Raw genomic sequence first — 19,720 nt, 5'->3', positions numbered from 1 at the left:
AAATCGACGTGCGTCACCCCCTCTCCCATCCTCTCCCCCAAGCGGGGGAGAGGAGCAAGAACCCGTCGAGGGAAAGAAGTGCGACGCTGGGCAGGATAGCCAAACAGCAACACCGCTTCTTCGCCTTCTGCGTGGCGCCGTCGCTCGCGGTGCTGGCGATCATCACCTTGCTGCCGTCGCTCTATCTGCTGGCCACCAGCTTCACGCCGCTCAACCTGACGCGGCCCGAGACGCTGTGGGACTTCTCGCAGCCGTTGGAGAGCTACCGCCAGCTCTGGGCCGACACGCGCTTCCACAACTCCATCTGGGTCCAGATCAAGCTCTCCTTCTGGACGGTGCTGCTGCAGCTCCTGATAGGGCTCGGCCTCGCCCTGCTGCTCAACATGCGCACGCGGCTCCTCGAGGCGCTGCGCACGGTGTTCCTGATCCCCATGGTGCTGCCGCCGATCGTCGTCGCCATCATCTGGAAAGTGATCTACACGCCCGACATCAGCCCCATGCACGGCCTGTTCCGAGCTTTGGGCTGGAACGTGCCGGCGCTGATCACCGATCCCCAGTGGGCGCTGACCTCGATCATCATCGCCGACACCTGGGAATGGTTCCCCTTCACCATGCTGATGGTGCTGGCCGCCCTGCAGATGATGCCGCAGGAGCTTCTGGACGCCGCCAAGGTCGACGGCGCCTCGCCTTGGCAGCTCACCTGGTTCATCACGCTGCCCTTCGTCCAGGGCGTGCTGCTGGTCGCCGGGCTGTTCCGGCTGATCGATTCGATCAAGGCCTTCCCGCTGATCTTCATCCTGACCGACGGCGGGCCGGGCAACCTCACCGAGGTCACGAACTACTACTCCTACCTGCAGGCCTTCAATTTCTCCTACCTGGGCTTCTCCAGCGCCATCACCGTGGTGCTGCTGGCCGCGACCATCGTGCTGAGCTGGGTGATCGTGCGCGTCGTCGGCTGGGGAGCGCGCATTGACTAGCAAGTCGTCGCGCGCCCGCGACCGCTTCCTGATGCACGCCCTGGCGATCGTGCTCGCGCTGCTGGCGCTGTCGCCCTTCCTCTGGCTGGTCCTGATGTCGTTCAAGACCAACGCCGAGATCTTCCGCTTCCCGCCACGGGTCCTCTTCGAGGCGACCTGGGCCAACTACGCTGCCCTGTGGACGTCGGACTTCCGCAACTCCTTCGCCAACAGCCTGATCGTGGGCGTGGTCTCGACGGTGCTGTCGCTCTTGATCGGCGTGCCGGCGGCCTACGCCCTGTCGCGCTGGACCACCCGCGCCGGCGGCACGATCACCCTGTGGATCCTGGCCAGCCGCATGGCCCCGCCGATCGCCTTCACCATCCCCTACTTCCTGGTCTACCGGCACCTCGAGCTCTTGGACACGCTGACGGGCCTCATCATCATCTACCTCACCTTCAACCTGTCGCTGGTGATCTGGATGATGCGGCCGTTCTACGACCAGCTGCCGCGCTCGCTGGAGGAGGCCGCCTGGATCGACGGCGCCACCATGTGGCAGGGCTTTTATCGCATCATCCTGCCGCTCTCCGGGCCGGGGCTCGCCGCCACCGCCATCCTCTGCTTCCTGTTTGCCTGGAACGACTTCTTCTTCGCCCTGATCCTGACCCGCACCGAGGCCATGACCGCGCCGGTCGCCGTCGTGAACTTCATGAACTACGAAGGCTGGGAATGGGGCCGCATCGCCGCCGGCGGCACCATGATCATGCTGCCAGTGCTGATCTTCTCCTTCCTCGTCAGGCGCTATCTCGTGCATGGTCTGACCGGAGGAGCGTTGAAAGGATGACCCTGCTGATCACCGGCGGCGCCAGCGGCATTGGCGCGGCGACCGCGAAGCTTGCCGCCCGGCGCGGCCACAAGGTTGCCATCAACTACCGCTCGCGCGACGCGCAGGCGAAGAAGGTCGTGGCGGACATCACCGGCACGGGCGGCCAGGCGATCGCGTTGCCGGCGGACGTTTCACGTGAAGCCGATATCCTGAGCCTGTTCGACGCTGCCGAGAAGGCGCTCGGGCCGATCACGCATCTGGTGAACAGCGCCGGCATCGGCCTCAACTCACGCGTGGCGGATTTCGATGCGGGCGCCCTGGAGAGACTGTTCACCGTGAACACGGTCGGCCTGATGCTGTGCTGCCGGGAAGCGGCGCGCCGCATGTCGACCAAGCGCGGCGGCGAAGGCGGCGTGGTCGTCAACGTCTCGTCGATGGCCGGCACCATCGGCGGCCGGCCGGGCGCTGCGGCCTATGCCGCAAGCAAGGCCGCGGTCGACTCCTTCACCATGGGCTTCGCCAAGGATGTGGCGCTCGAAGGCATCCGCGCCGTCTCGCTGCGGCCCGGCATGATCGAGACGGAGATGACCGAGAAGACGCTGTCTGATCGCGAGACGCGCGAGGCGATCGAATCGACCATCGCCATGGGCCGCGTCGGCCAGGCCGAGGAGATCGCCAACGCCATCGTCTGGCTGCTGTCTGACGAAGCGAGCTTCATCTCCGGGGTCACGCTCGACGCGTCCGGCGGCGGCTTCGTGTTCGGAAAGCAATGAGCTCAATGACGAAAATCCTCCTGATCACCGGCGGAGCCTCGGGCATTGGCGCCGAGACCGCGCGTCGCGCGGCGAAACGCGGCTACAAGGTCGCGGTCAACTACCGCTCGCGCGACACGCAAGCCAAGCAGATCGTGGCCGACATCGAGGCGGCGGGCGGAAGCGCCGTCGCCCTGCCCGCGGACATGGCAAACGAGGCCGACATCGTGCGGCTGTTCGCGGCGACAGAGCGGGCGCTCGGTCCGATCACCCATCTCGTCAACAGCGCAGGCATTGGATACCGCACGCGGGTCGACGAATACGACGCAGCGCGGCTTGCGAATCTCTTCGCGATCAACGCTATCGGGCTGATGTTGTGTTGCCGCGAGGCCGCGAAGCGCATGTCGACCAGGAACGGCGGCAAGGGCGGCGCCATCGTCAATGTCTCGTCGATGGCCTCGACGATCGGCGGCCGGCTGGGCTCCAGCGCCTACGCGGCGACCAAGGGCGCGGTCGATTCCTTCACCAAGGGCTTCGCCCGCGAGGCAGCGGCCGAGGGCGTCCGCGTCAACGCGGTCCGGCCGGGCATGGTGTTGAGCGAGATGACCGAGAAGGCACTCGCGGAACCCGCCTTCCGCGCCCGCATCGAGGAGTCGATTCCCATGCACCGCGTCGGCGAGGGCCACGAGATCGCCGAGACGATCCTGTGGCTGCTGTCCGACGAGGCGTCTTTCATCACCGGCGCCATGGTCGACGCGGCCGGCGGCGGCTACATCATCTAGCGGGCTGGGGGCGCGCCACTCCAGTGGCGCGTCTTCTCAGCTCTTTTGGACCGCGCGCTTCCAGCGCGCTCATGAGCGAGCCGGAGGCTCGCGGTCCGGAAGACCATGACGCGCCACTGGAGTGGCGCGCGCCCAGCGAAGATCAGTTGCGCGTCTTGTCGACCAGCGCCTTTTCCTTGATCCACGGCATCATGGCGCGCAGCTTGACGCCGATCTCCTCGATCGGGTGCTCCGACATCCGCTTGCGCATGGCCTTGAACGAGGCCTGGTTGACCTTGTTCTCCAGCATCCAGTCGCGCGCGAAGCGGCCCGACTGGATGTCGGCCAGCACGCGCTTCATCTCGGCCTTGGTCTCGGCGGTGACGATGCGCGGACCCGACACGTACTCGCCGTACTCGGCGGTGTTGGAGATCGAGTAGTTCATGTTGGCGATGCCGCCCTCGAAGATGAGGTCGACGATCAGCTTCACCTCGTGCAGGCACTCGAAGTAGGCCATTTCCGGCGCATAGCCCGCCTCGACCAGCGTCTCGTAGCCGGCCTTGATCAGCTCGACCAGGCCGCCGCACAGTACCACCTGCTCGCCGAACAGATCGGTCTCGCACTCTTCCTTGAAGGTGGTCTCGATGGTGCCGGCGCGGCCGCCGCCGATCGCCGACGAATAGCTGAGCCCGATCTCGAGGGCATTGCCCGACGAGTTCTGCGCCACCGCCACCAGACAGGGCACGCCGCCGCCACGCAGGTACTCCGAGCGCACGGTGTGGCCCGGACCCTTGGGCGCGATCATGAACACGTCGATGTCGGCCCGCGGCGTGATCAGGTTGAAGTGCACGTTGAGGCCGTGCGCGAAAGCGAGCGCCGAGCCCGGACGCATGTTCGGCGCGAGATCGGCATTGTAGATGTCGGACTGCAGCTCGTCCGGCGTCAGCACCATGACGATGTCGGCCCACTTGGCACCGTCGGCCGGGCTCATCACCGTGAAGCCCGCACCCTCGGCCTTCTTGATCGTGGCCGAGCCGGCCTTCAGCGCAATACGCACATCCTTGACGCCCGAATCGCGCAGGTTCATCGCATGGGCGTGGCCCTGGCTGCCGTAACCGACGACCAGGACCTTCTTGCCCTTGATCAGGTTCACATCGGCATCGCGATCGTAGTAGACACGCATGGGGCCAATTCCTCCTGGCAGTGTGCGTCTGGCCATTGAACGGGGGCTTACTAGACAACCCGGCCTGCAATGACCAGCCTGGAATCCGCTTCCCACGCATGACCGCTCTTCGTTTCCCGCTGCTCGCCGCGGCCGCTTCACTGTCCCTGGCCGGATGTTGGTACAGCTCCTCAGTATCCGGCAGCCGCGACGGCACGAACACGATGCGGGCGATCGACACCGCCAACGCCACGACCACGCCGCAGCAGGCTGAGGCTTTCATCAGCGGCAAGACCTGGCGCAGCACCGAAAGCAGCTCCGGCCAGCACATCCATTATTCGGCGCCGGACGGCAGGGATTTCGCCTGGTTTCGCGGCGAGGAGCGCATCCTGGCCGGCGAATGGCGGATCGAGACCGCGACCGACAGCAAGGGCCAGACGGTCACGCGGCTTTGCCTGCGCTATCCGGGCGATCCGGTCCATCCCATATCCAAGACCGCCGGCGACCAATGGTATTGCCGCGCCGCGGGCTCGGTCTTCCATTGGATTCCCGAGCGGGTCGACGGCGATGTGCTCGGCCTGGCGGGCCGCACGCAAGCGCCGTTTGCGCTGACGCTCAGCAACCTCACGATCACGCAGCTCAAGGCGCGCGCCAATCCCGCAGCCAATCGCTAGACAAGCGGATCGGGACACGGCAGCGTCCCTCCATGTTTCGTTCCCACCTCTTCGCTACCCTCGTGATCTCCGCTGCCCTGGCAGCCTGCTCCAATCCCGATCCGGCCGCGCCTGTCGGTCCTGCGGTGCCGATGCCGCAGATCCAGGGCGCCATCGACAACTCCACGCCCGACGCCGCCCAGCGCGCCATGAGCAACAAGACCTGGCTGTGGACGCGCGGTGGTGGCCCGGCGCAGATCCACTACTCCTCGGCGGACGGCAAGGACTACGCCTGGGTGGTCGGTCAGAGCCGCATCTTCGCCGGCGAATGGCAGGTCAACACGGTGCCCGACGCCAGCGGCCGAATGGTCACCCAGGTCTGCCTGCGCCATCCCGGCTCCTACGTCCAGGGCCTGAGCCCGACCTGGAGCTGCCGGCCCGGCGGCACGTTCTTCTACGAGATGGCCGAGCGGGAAAGCGGTAACCCGTTGAGCTTCGCCGGCCGTACGCAGGCGCTGTTCGTGCTGCAGAGCACGCCGGCCAACCTCGCCGAGGTCGAGGGTCGCGTCACCTCGATCATCGGTCTGCGAGAATGAGGCGAAGGCCGAGGGCCGCCAGCACGCCGCCCATGACGCGGTCGATCCAGACCTTGGCGCGGCGGTAGAAAGCCCGCGCCGGCCCGCCCGAGAACAGCAACGCCAGCAGGGCGAACCAGCAGAACTCGTTCACCGCCACGATCGCCAGCACCGCACCGTCCATCCAGCCGGGTGTGTTCTGCGGCAGCACCGACAGGAAGATGCTGCCGAAGAACACCATGATCTTGGGGTTGCTGAGCTGCAGCAGCAGGGCGCGCATGAAACCCTGCCAGCCGGTCATGTGCGCCGTACGGTCGACCGCGATCTCGGGCAGCGGATCCTTCGCGTGCCGCCAGATCATGACGGCGAGATAGATCAGGAACAACGCGCCGCCTATGCGGAAGGCGACGTAGAGCCATTCGAACTGGGCGAACAGCGCCTGCAGGCCGTAGAGCGCCGCCGCGGCCCAGGCGAGCGCCCCCACCATCATGGCGAAGGCCGCTAAAAGTCCGCCGCGCCGGCCGACGATCGCCGCGGTCTGGATCACCAGCACCGTCGAGGGCCCGGGGCTCGCCACCGCCAGCAGATGGACGACGGCGAGGCCCAGCAGTACGACGGCGTAGTCCACTACCGTCGCCCCGAGCGTAGCGAAGCGAAGCCGAGGGGCCTTCTCTCCCCGACTTGCCGGCAAATCGTGGAGACGAGGTCTCTCCGCTCCGCGCTTCGCGCTCCGGTCGAGACGACGGAAATCACAGCGCGTCGCCGCCGCGTGACATGGCGACGATGCCGGTGCGGCCGACATCGACCAGGCCGAGGCCCTCCATCAGGCCGATGAATGTCTGGACCTTGTCGGAGTTGCCGGTGACCTCGAAGACGAAGGAATCCATCTTGGCGTCGATCACCTTGGCGCGGAACACATCGGCGAGACGCAGCGCCTCGACGCGCTTGTCGCCCGAGCTCTTGACCTTCACCAGGGCGAGCTCGCGCTCGATGTGCGGACCTTCGACGGTGAGATCGCGCACCTTGTGGACCGGCACCAGGCGGTCGAGCTGGGCCTTGATCTGCTCGATCACCATGGGCGTGCCCGCCGTCACGATGGTGATGCGCGAGAGGTTCTCCTTGGCGTCGGTCTCGGCCACGGTCAGGCTCTCGATGTTGTAGCCGCGGCCCGAGAACAGGCCGACCACGCGCGCCAGGATCCCGGGCTCGTTATCGACCAGCACCGAGATCGTATGGCTGGAAGCGATCATGGGTGCGTTCACACCAGCACCATGCCTTCCTCCGACACCGGCTTGGCGGCGCGGTCGTCAGGCCCCAGCAGCATGTCGTAGTGCGCCGCGCCCGACGGGATCATCGGGAAGCAGTTCTCGGTCTTGTCGACCAGCACGTCGACGACCACCGGCTTCTTGATGGCGATCATCTGCTGGATCGTGTCGTCGAGCTTGTCGGGTTCGTGGCAGCGCAGGCCGACGGCGCCGAACGCCTCGGCGAGCTTCACGAAGTCGGGCAGCGATTCCATGTAGCTCTCGGAATAGCGGCCGCCATGCAGCAGCTCTTGCCACTGCCGAACCATGCCCATGTACTGGTTGTTCAGGATGAAGATCTTCACCGGCAGCCGGTACTGCGCCACCGTCGAGAGCTCCTGGATGTTCATCATGATCGAGGCCTCGCCCGCCACGTCGATGACGAGCGCATCGGGATGGGCGATCTGCACGCCCATCGCCGACGGGAAGCCGTAGCCCATAGTGCCGAGCCCGCCCGAGGTCATCCAGCGGTTGGGCTGCTCGAACTTCAGGAACTGCGCCGCCCACATCTGATGCTGGCCCACTTCGGTGGTGATGTAGTGGTCGCGGTCCTTGATGTGGTGATAGAGGCGTTCCAGCGCGTATTGCGGCTTGATCGTCTCCTTGTCCTGCTTGTAGGCGAGGCAGTTGCGCTCGCGCCACTTGTCGATCTCGGCCCACCACGCCTTCAGCGCCTTGTGATCGACCTTGGGTTGCCTCGCCTTCCACACGCGGATCATCTCTTCCAGCACGTGGCCGGCATCGCCCACTACGGCCAAGTCGACACGCACGTTCTTGTTGATCGAGCTGGGATCGATGTCGACGTGGATCTTCTTCGACTTGGGCGAGAACTCGGTGAGCTTGCCGGTGATGCGGTCGTCGAAGCGCGCGCCGATGTTGATCATCACGTCGCAGTGATACATCGCCAGATTGGCTTCGTAGGTGCCGTGCATGCCCAGCATGCCCAGGAACTGCTTGTCGCTCGCCGGGAAGGTGCCGAGCCCCATCAGCGTGTTGGTGATGGGATAGCCCGTCATGTGCACGAACTGCGTGAGCAGCTTGGAAGCCTTCGGCCCGGCGTTCACGATGCCGCCGCCGGCATAGAAGATCGGCCGCTTGGCGCCGGCGATCAGCTCGATCGCCTCCTCGACCTTCTTCGGGTCGGGCTTGACCTGCGGGCGGTAGCTCTTGTGCTGCACCGGCTTCTTGGGCGCCACGTAGTCGTGCTTGTTCATCAGCACGTCCTTGGGCAGGTCGATGACGACCGGTCCGGGCCGGCCCGACCGGGCGACATAAAAGGCCTCGTGGACGACGCGCGCCAGATCGCCGACCGCCTTCACCAGGTAGTTGTGCTTGGTGCAGGGCCGGGTGATGCCGGTCGTGTCGGCTTCCTGGAAGGCGTCGTTGCCGATCAGGTGCGTCGGCACCTGGCCGGTCAGGCAGACGATCGGCACCGAATCCATCAGGGCGTCGGTGAGGCCGGTCACGGCGTTGGTCGCGCCGGGGCCCGAGGTCACCAGCACCACGCCGACCTTGCCGGTCGAGCGCGCATAGCCCTCGGCCGCATGCACGGCCGCCTGCTCATGGCGCACCAGGATGTGGCGCAGCCGGTTCTGCTTGAAGAGGGAGTCGTAGATCGGAAGGACCGCGCCGCCCGGATAGCCGAAGACGACCTCGACTTCCTCGTCGATCAGGGCTTTCACCAGCAGATCGGCGCCAGTCGTGGCGGACTCCTCGGGCTTCATGACACGGGTCTCCTCTCTGACAAATGTGCCGCAAAACGGGGGTTTTGCGGCGGGCGGAAAGTATAGGCCGGGTCGGGAGGAATCAACCGGAATCGCACGAAACGTAAAGTTTCAGGTCTCGATTTTGGTCAATAATTTCTCAGTTTGCTCCAAGCCCAGGTCGGTCGTCGGATCGACTACCACATCTGGTGTCATCTGGTGCCGAAACCACGTCATCTGGCGCTTGGCGTATTGGCGCGTGTGATCGATGCCGATCCGGCGCGCATCCTCCAGCGTCAGCTCGCCGCGGAAATGCGCGAACAGCTCCGGGGCGCCGTGCGCCTTGAGGCCGGGCCAGCGTGCGTCGGGCTTTTGGTCGAACACGGCGCGCACCTCGTCGAGCACGCCCATCTTCAGCATGGCGTCGAAGCGCGTCTCGATGCGCGCCCTGAGCCAGCCGCGCTCCGGCGCGAGCAGGACGGTGGCGAACCGCCAAGGCGGCGGCTGGCCCTCGCCCTTCTGCCAGATGCTGAGCGGCCGGCCGGTCGCCAGCCAGACTTCCCAGGCGCGGACATGGCGCTGGCGATCTCCGGGCTTCAGCCGTTCGACGATCGCCGAGTCCTTCTCCGCCAGCCGCGCGCGAAACGCCTCCGCGCCCATCGCCTTCCACTCGGCGTTGGCCTGGTCGCGCAGGCCGTCCGGCGCGTCGGGGATGGCGGCGATCCCGTGCATCAGCGTCCGGAGATAGAGGCCCGAGCCGCCGCACAGCACGGGCATGCGGCCCGCCGTGAGGCAGCGTTCGATCTCGGCCGAGGCGAGGTCGCGCCAGCGCGCCGCCGACAGGGTCTCGCTGAGCGGCAGCACGCCGTAGAGCGCATGCGGCACGCTCTGTCGTTCCTCGGCCGTCGGCTGCGCCGTCAGGATCGGAAAGGCATCGTAAGTCTGCATGGCGTCGGCATTGATCACCGTGCCGCCGTGCCCCGCGGCAACGGCGAGCGCCAACGCCGACTTGCCGCTGGCGGTCGGGCCGGTGATGACGAGAACCTGTTGCTGAGCCATGGCGGGCGAATTGTTTGCAAATCCACCGGGCCGCCGCTAGAGCCGGAGCGTGAAAAACGTCCTCGTCCTGATCTCGAGCGCGGCGCATCCCGCGCTCAACGATGGCGCCATCAGGAACGCCGTTGCCGTGCTTCAGGCGCAGGGCGCCAGCGTCGGCACGCCCCAGTGGCTGGCACCCGAGATCGCCTGCGACATTCCCTTCGACGGCGAGGCACGGCCGGTCGCGATGGCTGCAATCGATGCCGTGGTCGTGCCGTCGGCGGGGCGGCGCAAGAAGCTGCTGGTGGCCGACATGGAATCGACCATGATCGAAAACGAGATGCTGGACGAGCTGGCCGATTTTTTAGGCCTGCGCGAGAAGATCGCCGGCATCACCGCGCGCGCAATGAACGGCGAGATCGACTTCGCTGGCGCGCTGAACGAACGGGTCGCGTTGTTGAAGGGGCTCGATGTGGCCAAGCTCGACGAGGCGGCCAAGCGCATCCGCTACATGCCGGGCGGCGCGACACTGGTCGCCACCATGAAGAAGCACGATGGCCATTGCGCGCTGGTATCCGGCGGCTTCACTCATTTCACCGCCTTGGTGCACAAGGCGCTGGGCTTCGATTCCCATGCCGCCAATGGCCTACAGCACGATGGCCGCACGCTTGCCGGCACGGTCGATCTGCCGATCCTGGGCAAGGAGGCCAAGCTCGCCACCCTGCAGCGCCTGGCGGCCGAGCGCGGGTTTTCGCCGGCCGACGCCGTGACCGTGGGCGACGGCGCCAACGACCTGCCGATGCTGAAGGCGGCGGGCCTGGGCGTCGCCTTCCACGCCAAGCCCGCGGTCGCGGCCGAAGTGGCGGCGCGCATCGACCATGGCGATCTCACCGCGCTGCTCTACCTGCAGGGCTACCGCCGAACCGAATTCGTCGAAAGGACCGACCCATGACAGACGCCGTCCAGATCGTGCTCGCCAAGCGTCCGGCGGGCGACGTGACCGCCGACTGCTTCCGCGAGGAGAAGGTGACCCTGCCCGTGCTGGCCGACGGCGAGGTCCTGGTGCGCTCGCGCTTCCTGTCGCTCGATCCCTACATGCGGCCGCGCATGACCGAGCTGCGCTCCTACACGCCGCCCTTCGAGCTCGGCAAGCCGTTGACCGGCGGCTCGGTCGGCGAGGTGGTCGATTCCAAGAACCCGCGCTTCGCCAAGGGCGACACGGTGATCGGCATGCTGAACTGGGCGAGCCACACGCTCCACGACGGCAAGGGTTTGCGCAAGATCGATCCTGCGCTGGCGCCCTTGTCGGCCCATCTCGGCGTGCTCGGCATGCCCTCCTTCACCGCCTGGTACGGCATCCGGCACATCTGCAAGCCCAAGGCCGGCGAGACGGTGTTCGTGTCGGCGGCGACCGGCGCGGTCGGCCAGGTCGCGGGCCAGCTCGCCAAGCTTGCCGGCGCGCGCGTCGTCGGTTGCGCCGGCGGCGAAGACAAGTGCGCCTGGGCGGTGCGCGAGGCAGGCTACGACGCCTGCTTCAACCATAAGACCGAGCACGATGTCGGCGCCGTGCTCGACAAGCTCTGCCCGCAGGGCATCGATGCCGACTTCGAGAATGTCGGCGGCAGGATCTTCCATGCCGTATTCGAGCGGCTGAACAATTTCGGCCGCGTCGCCTTCTGTGGCGCGATCTCGGAGTACCAGGACCAGACGCCGATGGCCGGACCGCCGAAGATGTTCACCATCGTGCAACGGCGGCTGACCTTGCAGGGCTTCATCGTCTCCGACCACATTGCGCTGATGGCCGACTTCGTGAACGAGGTCGGCGGGCTGGTGAAGGAAGGCAAGCTCAAGAGCCGCGAGACCGTCGTCGACGGCCTCGCCGGCGCACCGGCAGCCTTCATGGGTCTGCTTAAGGGCGAGAACTTCGGCAAGCTGGTGGTAAGAATCGCCTGATGTCCGGCTCAAATTCGCCTGTCAGATGAACGAGCTCTTCCTCGGAATCGACGCCGGCGGCACCCATTGCCGGGCGCGCCTCGTCGATGCCGATGGCAACGTCCTGGGATCGGGTCGAGGCGGTCCCGCCAATCTGACCTGGGGCATCGACAAGGCCCATCGGGCGATCATGGCGGCGAGCGCCGAGGCTTTCGCCGAGGCCGGACTCGGCCGGGCGGCGATGCGGCGTACCCATGCCGGGATGGGAATCGCAGGCGCCGACGATCCTGCGCAAGCCCGCAAGATGGCGGCACGCCGCTTCGGCTTCGCGTCCGTCACCATTCGCGGCGACGCCGAGACGGCGTGCATCGGCGCTCACGAGGGTCGCGATGGCGGCGTGCTCATCCTCGGTACCGGGAGCAACGGCCTCGTGCGCCGGCGCGGCAAGCTCGAGCGCGTCAGCGGCGACGGCTTCCTGATCTCGGACCTCGGCTCAGGCGCAGTCGTCGGACATGCGGCCGCGCGCCAGGCCCTGGCGGCGCACCAGCGCGTGATCGCGCCCTCGCCGCTCACGCGCCGCATCATGCGCCGCTTCGACAACGACCCGTCGAAGATGCGAGCATGGGCCATGGCCGCGACCCCGAGCCACTGGGGCGAGCTCGCGCCCCTGGTCTTTGCCTGCTCCGACAAGGCCGATCCCGTCGCCCGGCGGCTGGTCGCCGATGCTGTCGCCGACGTCACCCGGCTGCTCGATCGCATGATCGCCCTGGGCGCGAAACGCATCGCCCTGACCGGCGGTCTGGCCGACGCCTATGCGAGCCGGCTGCCTCGGCGCCTGGCGCGCATCCTGGTGCCCGCCCAGCGCGACGCCCTGTCCGGTGCCATCGACTTGGCCCGCAAGATGGTCGGCACATGACCGGTATCACCGCCCTCACCGGCGCGCGCATCTTCGACGGCGACCGCTGGCACGACGGGGCGGCCGTGCTCATCCGTGACGGCGCGATCATGGGCATCGCGTCGCAATCCGACCTGCCGGCCGATGCGGCCGTGCAGCGGATCGATGGCGGCATGCTGGTGCCGGGCTTCATCGACGCCCAGGTCAACGGCGGCGGCGGCGTATTGCTCAACGACACACCGACGGCCGCGGCGATGGACGCAATCGCCGCCGCCCATCGCACCTTCGGCACCTGCCGCCTGCTGCCGACGCTGGTGACGACGAGCACAGAGACCACGCGCGCCGCGTTGGCCGCCGTTCGCCATGCCGGTCCGGGCGTCGCGGGCCTGCACCTGGAGGGCCCGCACCTCGCACCGGCCCGCAAGGGCGTCCACGACCCGCGATTCATGCGGCGCATGACCGATGCCGATGTCGAGATGCTGCTGTCCGCCGACATCGGGCGCCTGGTGGTCACCGTCGCGCCCGAGCAGGTCGAGCCCGCGCAGGTGAGACGTCTGGTCGATGGGGGCGTGATCGTGAGCCTCGGCCACTCCGACGCGACCTACGAACAGGCGATGGCGCTGTTCGACGCGGGAGCGACCGGTGTGACGCATCTCTTCAATGCCATGAGCCCGTTGCAGGGCCGTGCCGCCGGCCTGGTCGGGGCGGGCCTCGACGCCGGCGCGGTGTGGTGCGGGATCATCGCCGACGGGCTGCACGTCGCGCCATCGGCGCTGTCGATCGCGCTGCGTGCCAAGCGGGCGCCGGGACGGCTCTTCCTGGTGACAGACGCCATGCCGACCGTCGGCTCGGCCGCGACCTCCTTCAGGCTGGGCGAGCGCACGATCGACCGACGCGGCGATCGCCTGACCTGGACCGACCCGAGCGGCGCGGAGGTGCTGGCCGGCGCTCATCTCGACATGGCGACCGCGGTGAGGTTCTGCGTCGACGTGCTGAAGCTGCCGCTGGAGGAGGCGCTCAGGATGGCGGCGCTCTACCCGGCCAAATTCCTGCGCCTCGACGACAAGCATGGCCGCCTCGTGCGCGGCCACGTCGCCGATATCGTGCACCTTGGGGCGGACCTCACGGTCCGCCGCACGTGGATCGGCTCTTAAGCTGGGGGCGCGCCACTCCAGTGGCGCGTCATCGGAGCGCGGACCTCCAGGTCCGCTCATGGTCTTCACCTTCCGGACCGCGCGCCTCCCGGCGCGCTCATAGATCCTGAGCGAGCCAGAGGCTCGCTTCGGAAGAACATGAGCGGACCTGGAGGTCCGCGCTCCGGCAAGATTACTTCGTCAGCCTGAGCGCCGCGAACCGGGGATCGCCCTGGCGTTCGACGAACAGCAGGACCGAGCGCTTCTTGGCCTGCTGAAGCTTGCCCACGAGATCGGTGACCTCCTGGGGGGTGGTGACCGGCTTCTGGTCGACCTCGAGGATGACATCACCCGCCTGGAGCTGCTTCTCGGCCGCCGGGCTGTTGGGGGTCACCTTGGTGATGACGACGCCCTTCACTTGGTCGGACAGGCCGTACTTCTCGCGTAGCTGGTCGGTGACCTTCTGCAGGGTGAGGCCGAGCTGCTCGACGGTCGAGACGACGGGCTGGTCAGGCTCAGCGGGCTTCTTGTCGCCGCCCTTGGCCGCGGCGTTCGTCTTGCCCTCGTCCTCCTGCTCGCCGATGCGCAGCTTCAGCGGCACTTCCTTGCCGCCGCGCCAGACCACGACGTCGACCGTGCTGCCGACGCGGGCATTGGCGACCAGCCGCGGGAAGCGGCGCAGGTCGAGCACGTCCTGGCCGGAGAAGCTCAGGATGATGTCGTTGCGCTTGAGGCCCGCCTTGGCCGCCGGGCCGTCGGCCACGACGTTGGCGACCAGCACGCCGCGGGCGCGGTCGAGGCCGAAGCTGTCGGCGATGTCGTCGGTGACGCTCTGGTAGCTCACGCCCACCCAGCCGCGCTTGACGCGGCCGAACTCACGCAGCTGGTCGGCGACCTGCTTCACCAGGTTGGACGGGATCGAGAAGGCGAGGCCGGCATTGACGCCCGACGGCGAATAGATCGCGGTGTTGACGCCGATCACCTCGCCCTGCGCGTTGAACAGCGGGCCACCGGAGTTGCCCTTGTTGATGGCGGCGTCGGTCTGCAGGTAGTCGTCCAGAGAATCGTTCAGCGAGCGGCCGCGCGCCGAGATGATGCCGGCGGTCACCGAATGGCCGAGGCCAAACGGGTTGCCGATCGCGATCACCCAGTCGCCGACGCGCTCCTTGTCGGAATCGCCCCACTTGATGGCCGCCATCGGCTTCTTGCTCGGCGGCTCGACCTTTAGCAGCGCCACGTCGATGCGGCTGTCGGAGCCGATCAGCTTGGCCTTGAGCTGGGTATCGTCACGGAAGATGACCGTGATGTCCTCGGCACCCTGGATGACGTGGTTGTTGGTGATGATGTAGCCGTCGGGATCGATCACGAACCCGGAGCCGAGCGACGTGCCGCGGCGCTTCTGCTCCTCGCCGCCGCGCTTGTCGAAGAATTCCTTGAAGAGTTCCTCGAACGGCGAGCCGGGCGGCAGCTGCGGCATGTCACGCAGCCGGGGACCCTGCTGAGGCACGTTCTGGGTGGTGGTGATGTTGACCACCGTCGGCATCAATTTGTCCACCAGTTCGGCGAAGCTGTCGGGCGCGTTTCGCGCCGGCTGCGCCACGGCGGGCTGCGCCAATGCCAAGCCAAGCGATACTGCCGCCACGACGGCGGCGGATCTCAAAACACCAGGAAAATCAGTGAGAATCACGTCCGACCTCCAACGGCGCTCAGGCCTCAACGGATCGGAACGGCCGGCGCCGCGCGTTCGAGTTCCTGTCTACATGGCGGCAGATTGTGGCGCAAATAAAGAGGTGTTGATGTTGCTGATTGTGTCGGCTTTTCCCCGGCCTTTGCGAAAAATCGACCGGCGGCGTTGCAGGACTGCCACAACGCCGTCGGTACGGTTTTTGTCGCCCGTTTTCCAGCGCTACTTCTTGGCCGCCGGCAGCCCGGACGGATCGTTGAAATAGCGGAAGAAGTCGGTGTCCGGGCTCAGGATCATGGTCGATCCGCCGGCGCCGAAGGCTTGTTTGTAGGCCTCCATACGCCGGTAGAAGGCATAAAAATCCTTATCCTTGTTGAAGGCCAGGGCATAGATCTTCGTGGCCTCGGCGTCGGCTTCGCCCTTCAGGACCTGGGCCTTCAGCCCGGCATCGGCCTTGATGACGGCGACTTCGCGGTCGGCCGTGGCCGTGATGCGGGCCTTCTCCTCGTCGCCCTCGGCGCGCAACTGACCGGCTTCGCGCTCGCGGTCGGTCTTCATGCGGTTATAGACCGACTGGGAGTTGGCCTGCGGCAAATCTGCACGCTTGATGCGCACGTCCACCGTATCGACGCCCAAGTCCCTGGTCTTCGCGTTCACCCGCTTGGTGATGTCGTCCATCAGGCTTTCACGTCGGTCGGTCAGCACGGCGTGAAGCGGCACCGAGCTCAACACGCCGCGGATCTCGGAGTTGATCAGCGAATCGAGCAACCCGCGCAGAGCCGGTTCCCCACCCGGCACGGTCTGGGCGAAGGTCTTGGCGTTCGTGATCTTGTAGCGGGCATAGGCATCGACCACGAGGCGCTTCTGGTCGCCGGCGATGATCTCGAACTCCTCGGCTTCGTAGTCGAGCAGCCGGCGGTCGATGCGCTGGATGTCCTGGATCAGAGGGAGCTTGGCGTAGAGGCCGGGCTCGGTCTTGGGGTCGCCGACAATGGCGCCGAACTGGCGCACCAGCACCTGCTTGGTCGGGTCGACGGTGTAGAAGGTCTGGGTCACCAGGAAGATGGCGACCGCGATCGCGATCAGCGCGACAATCGCACGGTTGCTCATCGCGTCGCCCCCGGAGCCGGAGGAGCGGTGCGTGGCGCCGCCGATGGCGCCGGCTGGCCGGACTTCAATTCAGGCAGCGGCAGGTAGGGAATGACACCGCCAGCGCCGCCGGCCGAATTCTTGTCGATCATGACCTTGTTCACGTTGCGCAGTACCTCTTCCATGGTGTCGAGGTAGAGCCGCTCGGTCGTGATGTCCTTGGCCTTGGCCCACTGCTCGTACACCTGATCGAAGCGCTGGGCGTCACCGCTCGCCCGGGCGATGACCTCGGCCTTGTAGGCCTCGCCGCGCTGGATGATCGATTCGGCTTCGCCCTTTGCCCGCGGCAGCACCTGGTTTCGATAGGTGTTCGCCTCGTTGATGCTCTTCTCCTTGTCGGCGCGCGCCGCCTGCACGTCGCGGAACGCCGCGATGACCTCTTGTGGCGGGTCGACGCGCAGGAGCTGGACGTTGGAGATGCGGACGCCCAGTCCATACTCGTCGAGGATGCGCTGCAGCAGGTCCTTGGCGTCCTGTTCGATGCGGCTGCGGCCCTCGGTCTGGGCATATTGCAGGTTCGACCGGCCGATGACCTCGCGCATTGCGGCCTCGGCACCGGCGCGCACGTTCTCCTCCGGATTGCGCACGTCGAAGGCGTACTTGAAGACGTCCTTGATCTGCCACAACACGGCGAACTCGATGTCGACGATGTTCTCGTCGCCGGTCAGCATCAGGTTCTCGGTCGAGGTCGGCCGCGGGCCGCCACGGGTATAGGTCGTCGAGCGATCCTGTCCGCCGCGCGAGCCGATGACGACGCGGCGCTGGTCCTGGACGTTGACCACCACGACATTGCCGATCGGGCTGGGCAGGTTGTAGTGCAGGCCGGGCTCGACCGGCTTGCCGTAGGGCTTGCCGAACACGAGCTGGATGGCCTGCTGGTTGGGCTGGACGCGGAAGAAGCCGGTCACGAGCCAGATCACCACGCCCAACAGCACGACCAGCACGATGCCCTTGTAGGTACCGAAGCCGCCGGGGATGAGGTTCTTCAGCCGCTCCTGGCCCTTGCGGATGACGTCTTCCATGTCAGGCGGCCGGCGCGAGCCGAACGGCCCGCCACCGCCGCCGCGATTGCCGCCACCGCCGCCCCAAGGCCCGCCGCCGTTACCACCGCCGCCACCGCCGCCGCCCCAGGGGCCGCCGCTGTTGTTGTTCCACGCCATCTTTCACCTCAGGGCCGCAAGGCCGCCTGCTCGGCATATTGTCGGCTTTGATTTCAGGTCGCGCTGCATATATGTGACGGCAGCAACACCCGCAATCAAGCGGCGACACAATATTGCGATATGACGGAAACGAGCCCCCATGGCTGAAATCACCGAATCGGCCGTCCGCAAGGTCCTCGAGACCGTCATCGATCCGGCGACTGCAAAGAGCGTCGTGGCGCAGGGCATGGTGGGCGGCATCGCCGTGCGCGGCGGCCATGTCGCGGTGACCCTCGATGTCGACCCCGCCCGCGGCACCGCCCTGGAGCCTCTGCGTCAGGCGTGCGAACAGGCCGTTCGGGCCATGCCGGGCGTGCTGTCGGCAACGGCGGTGATGACCTCCGAGCGGCCGGCGCCATCGGCTGCACCTGCGACGCACGCGCATGGCCACGGCCATGCAGCTCCAGGCGGCAAGACCACTGGCGGCGGCGGGCGCATCGACGTGCCGGGCGTGAAGCACATCATCGCCGTGGCCTCGGGCAAGGGCGGCGTCGGCAAGTCGACGACGGCGGTGAACCTGGCTCTCGGGCTCGCCGCCAATGGCGTGGCGACCGGCCTGCTCGACGCCGACATCTACGGCCCGTCGATGCCGCGCATGCTCAACGTCAAGGACAAGCCTGAATCGGTCGACGGCAAGGCGCTGAAGCCGATCGAGCGGTACGGTCTCAAGACCATGTCTATCGGCTACATCGTCAACGAGGACACGCCGATGATCTGGCGCGGCCCCATGGTGTCGAGCGCGCTCGAGCAGATGCTGCGCGATGTGCAGTGGGGCGAGCTCGACGTGTTGGTGGTCGACATGCCGCCGGGCACGGGCGATGCGCAGCTCACCTTGGCGCAGCGCGTGGCGTTGGCCGGTGCCGTGATCGTGTCGACGCCGCAGGACATCGCCCTGGTCGATGCGCGCAAGGGCCTCAACATGTTCCGCAAAGTCGCGGTGCCGGTGCTGGGCTTCGTCGAGAACATGAGCTTCTATCTCTGCCCGCATTGCGGCGAGCGCGCCGAGATCTTCGGCCATGGCGGCGCGCGCGAGGAAGCCGAGAAGCTCGGCGTGCCGTTCCTGGGCGAGGTGCCGTTGCATCTCGACATTCGCACGACCTCGGATTCGGGCCATCCCATCGTCGTCTCCCAGCCCGACAGCCAGTACGCCCAGATCTACAAGAACATTGCCGGCCGGGTGTGGAAGCAGCTCACCGCCAACCAGCGTGGCCCGCGCGCGGCGCCGAGGATCGTGGTGCGTTAGTGGCGGCCGATGAGGTGTTCGAGGATTCCCTCTTCGCCTCGCTCTACGACCACTTCAATGGCTGGGACATCTGCGACGATTTCTATTTCGATCTGGCGCGCACGCTGAAGAGCGGCGCGCGTGTCCTCGACCTCGGCTGCGGCACGGGCCTGCTGGCGTGCCGGATTGCCGAGCACGGCTTCGCTGTGACCGGGGTCGATCCGGCGGAAGGTATGTTGGACGTGGCGAGAGCGCGGCCTGGCGCCGAGCGGGTCTCCTGGATCAAGAGCGCGGGGCAAACGATGCGGCTGTCGCAGTGCTTCGATCTGATCTACATGACCGGCCATGCCTTCCAGGCCTTGTTGGCCGACGAGGACGCCGTCGCCGTCCTGCGAACGGCCCGCGATCACCTGGCCGACGATGGCCTGCTCGCTTTCGAGACCCGCAACCCTGCGCGCAAGGCGTGGCTGTCCTGGACGCCCGACAGGCGCAGGAGCGCTGTCACGGCGGACCACGGAGAGGTCGAGGAGTTCTTCGAAGCGAAGGCCGACCCGGACAGCGGCATCGTGAACCTCGCCGCCCACTATCGGTTTGTCCGCACCGGCAAGACGATGGTCGGCCGCAGCCGCATCCGCTTCATCGATCTCGATCACCTCAAGCGACTGCTGGTGGCGGCAGAGTTGGCGCCGATGACCTGGTACGGCGACTGGGACCGCTCGCCCCTGACCGAAACGAGCCGCGAGTTCATCGTCCTGGCTCGTCCTTCATAGTCTTAC

The 19,720-nt window shown here is 66.9% G+C and carries 21 protein-coding genes; 13 read left to right on the top strand and 8 right to left on the bottom strand.

Annotated elements, in window-relative coordinates:
* The first annotated feature begins 131 nt into the window (after positions 1-131).
* The 4 genes from RSO01_RS40245 to RSO01_RS40230 are packed head-to-tail and all read left to right on the top strand — an operon-like array spanning position 132 to position 3,316.
* Positions 132-977, top strand: a complete 846-nt coding sequence (locus RSO01_RS40245) for a carbohydrate ABC transporter permease (protein ID WP_218037612.1) — start codon at positions 132-134, stop codon at positions 975-977.
* A complete protein-coding gene (locus tag RSO01_RS40240) occupies positions 970-1,800 on the top strand; it encodes a carbohydrate ABC transporter permease (protein ID WP_218037611.1) in 831 nt (276 codons plus the stop codon). The genes RSO01_RS40245 and RSO01_RS40240 overlap by 8 nt, the downstream gene beginning before the upstream one ends.
* Positions 1,797-2,555, top strand: coding sequence for an SDR family NAD(P)-dependent oxidoreductase (locus RSO01_RS40235; protein WP_147156234.1), 759 nt, complete (start codon positions 1,797-1,799; stop codon positions 2,553-2,555). The genes RSO01_RS40240 and RSO01_RS40235 overlap by 4 nt, the downstream gene beginning before the upstream one ends.
* A gap of 5 nt (positions 2,556-2,560) precedes the next feature.
* Positions 2,561-3,316: an SDR family oxidoreductase gene (locus tag RSO01_RS40230; RefSeq protein WP_174825989.1), complete on the top strand. Its 756-nt coding sequence runs from the start codon at positions 2,561-2,563 to the stop codon at positions 3,314-3,316.
* A 142-nt stretch (positions 3,317-3,458) separates the two neighbouring features.
* Here RSO01_RS40230 and ilvC read toward each other — a convergent pair whose 3' ends face one another.
* Positions 3,459-4,478 carry a ketol-acid reductoisomerase gene (gene ilvC, locus RSO01_RS40225; protein ID WP_147156232.1) on the bottom strand — a complete coding sequence of 340 codons (1,020 nt, stop codon included), beginning with the start codon at positions 4,476-4,478 and terminating at the stop codon, positions 3,459-3,461.
* A gap of 98 nt (positions 4,479-4,576) precedes the next feature.
* Here ilvC and RSO01_RS40220 point away from each other — a divergent pair, with 98 nt between their 5' ends.
* Positions 4,577-5,131: a hypothetical protein gene (locus RSO01_RS40220; RefSeq protein ID WP_147156231.1), complete on the top strand. Its 555-nt coding sequence runs from the start codon at positions 4,577-4,579 to the stop codon at positions 5,129-5,131.
* A gap of 32 nt (positions 5,132-5,163) precedes the next feature.
* Positions 5,164-5,706, top strand: coding sequence for a hypothetical protein (locus RSO01_RS40215; protein WP_147156230.1), 543 nt, complete (start codon positions 5,164-5,166; stop codon positions 5,704-5,706).
* On the opposite strand, the gene RSO01_RS40210 is transcribed toward RSO01_RS40215, so the two are convergent.
* The 4 genes from RSO01_RS40210 to miaA form a co-directional block, all read right to left on the bottom strand.
* Positions 5,687-6,313, bottom strand: a complete 627-nt coding sequence (locus tag RSO01_RS40210; protein WP_218037610.1) for a LysE family translocator — start codon at positions 6,311-6,313, stop codon at positions 5,687-5,689. The two genes, RSO01_RS40215 and RSO01_RS40210, sit on opposite strands and share 20 nt — an antisense overlap.
* A gap of 121 nt (positions 6,314-6,434) precedes the next feature.
* Positions 6,435-6,935, bottom strand: coding sequence for an acetolactate synthase small subunit (ilvN, locus tag RSO01_RS40205; RefSeq protein WP_147156228.1), 501 nt, complete (start codon positions 6,933-6,935; stop codon positions 6,435-6,437).
* Between the two features lie 8 nt (positions 6,936-6,943).
* Positions 6,944-8,713 carry an acetolactate synthase 3 large subunit gene (locus tag RSO01_RS40200; RefSeq protein WP_147156227.1) on the bottom strand — a complete coding sequence of 590 codons (1,770 nt, stop codon included), beginning with the start codon at positions 8,711-8,713 and terminating at the stop codon, positions 6,944-6,946.
* Positions 8,714-8,824: 111 nt separating this feature from the next.
* The gene (gene miaA, locus RSO01_RS40195; protein ID WP_147156226.1) at positions 8,825-9,751 is read right to left on the bottom strand and encodes a tRNA (adenosine(37)-N6)-dimethylallyltransferase MiaA; all 927 of its coding nucleotides are present in this window, start codon (positions 9,749-9,751) and stop codon (positions 8,825-8,827) included.
* A 49-nt stretch (positions 9,752-9,800) separates the two neighbouring features.
* Here miaA and serB point away from each other — a divergent pair, with 49 nt between their 5' ends.
* From serB to nagA, 4 genes are read left to right on the top strand one after another with little or no spacing between them, the layout of a single operon-like run.
* Positions 9,801-10,682, top strand: coding sequence for a phosphoserine phosphatase SerB (gene serB, locus RSO01_RS40190; protein ID WP_147156225.1), 882 nt, complete (start codon positions 9,801-9,803; stop codon positions 10,680-10,682).
* Positions 10,679-11,683 carry an NADP-dependent oxidoreductase gene (locus RSO01_RS40185; RefSeq protein WP_147156224.1) on the top strand — a complete coding sequence of 335 codons (1,005 nt, stop codon included), beginning with the start codon at positions 10,679-10,681 and terminating at the stop codon, positions 11,681-11,683. The genes serB and RSO01_RS40185 overlap by 4 nt, the downstream gene beginning before the upstream one ends.
* Before the next feature lie 25 nt (positions 11,684-11,708).
* Positions 11,709-12,578, top strand: coding sequence for a glucosamine kinase nucleotide-binding domain-containing protein (locus RSO01_RS40180; protein WP_147156223.1), 870 nt, complete (start codon positions 11,709-11,711; stop codon positions 12,576-12,578).
* On the top strand, positions 12,575-13,711 hold the full coding sequence (gene nagA, locus RSO01_RS40175; protein ID WP_147156222.1) for an N-acetylglucosamine-6-phosphate deacetylase: 1,137 nt from the start codon (positions 12,575-12,577) through the stop codon (positions 13,709-13,711). Before RSO01_RS40180 ends, nagA begins: the two co-directional genes overlap by 4 nt.
* A gap of 172 nt (positions 13,712-13,883) precedes the next feature.
* On the opposite strand, the gene RSO01_RS40170 is transcribed toward nagA, so the two are convergent.
* Positions 13,884-15,233 carry a Do family serine endopeptidase gene (locus tag RSO01_RS40170; RefSeq protein WP_246159137.1) on the bottom strand — a complete coding sequence of 450 codons (1,350 nt, stop codon included), beginning with the start codon at positions 15,231-15,233 and terminating at the stop codon, positions 13,884-13,886.
* Between RSO01_RS40170 and RSO01_RS49225 the strand changes: the two genes are divergently transcribed.
* On the top strand, positions 15,214-15,639 hold the full coding sequence (locus tag RSO01_RS49225; RefSeq protein WP_246159135.1) for a hypothetical protein: 426 nt from the start codon (positions 15,214-15,216) through the stop codon (positions 15,637-15,639). The genes RSO01_RS40170 and RSO01_RS49225 overlap by 20 nt on opposite strands.
* Here RSO01_RS49225 and hflC read toward each other — a convergent pair.
* Both hflC and hflK read right to left on the bottom strand, forming a co-directional pair.
* Positions 15,597-16,484 carry a protease modulator HflC gene (hflC, locus tag RSO01_RS40165; protein ID WP_147156220.1) on the bottom strand — a complete coding sequence of 296 codons (888 nt, stop codon included), beginning with the start codon at positions 16,482-16,484 and terminating at the stop codon, positions 15,597-15,599. The genes RSO01_RS49225 and hflC overlap by 43 nt on opposite strands.
* Entirely contained in the window at positions 16,481-17,683 is a 1,203-nt protein-coding gene (gene hflK / locus RSO01_RS40160) for an FtsH protease activity modulator HflK (RefSeq protein ID WP_147156219.1), read from the bottom strand. The genes hflC and hflK overlap by 4 nt, the downstream gene beginning before the upstream one ends.
* Positions 17,684-17,822: 139 nt before the next feature.
* Between hflK and apbC the strand changes: the two genes are divergently transcribed.
* Positions 17,823-18,965: an iron-sulfur cluster carrier protein ApbC gene (apbC, locus tag RSO01_RS40155; RefSeq protein WP_147156218.1), complete on the top strand. Its 1,143-nt coding sequence runs from the start codon at positions 17,823-17,825 to the stop codon at positions 18,963-18,965.
* Positions 18,965-19,714, top strand: a complete 750-nt coding sequence (locus tag RSO01_RS40150) for a class I SAM-dependent methyltransferase (protein ID WP_170303727.1) — start codon at positions 18,965-18,967, stop codon at positions 19,712-19,714. Before apbC ends, RSO01_RS40150 begins: the two co-directional genes overlap by 1 nt.
* The last annotated feature ends 6 nt before the right edge of the window (positions 19,715-19,720 follow it).

This window comes from Reyranella soli, assembly GCF_007992495.1.
Classification (GTDB): domain Bacteria; phylum Pseudomonadota; class Alphaproteobacteria; order Reyranellales; family Reyranellaceae; genus Reyranella; species Reyranella soli.
The sequence above is the reverse complement of the archived record's forward strand: the minus strand, read 5'-3'. Positions and strand labels throughout refer to the sequence as shown.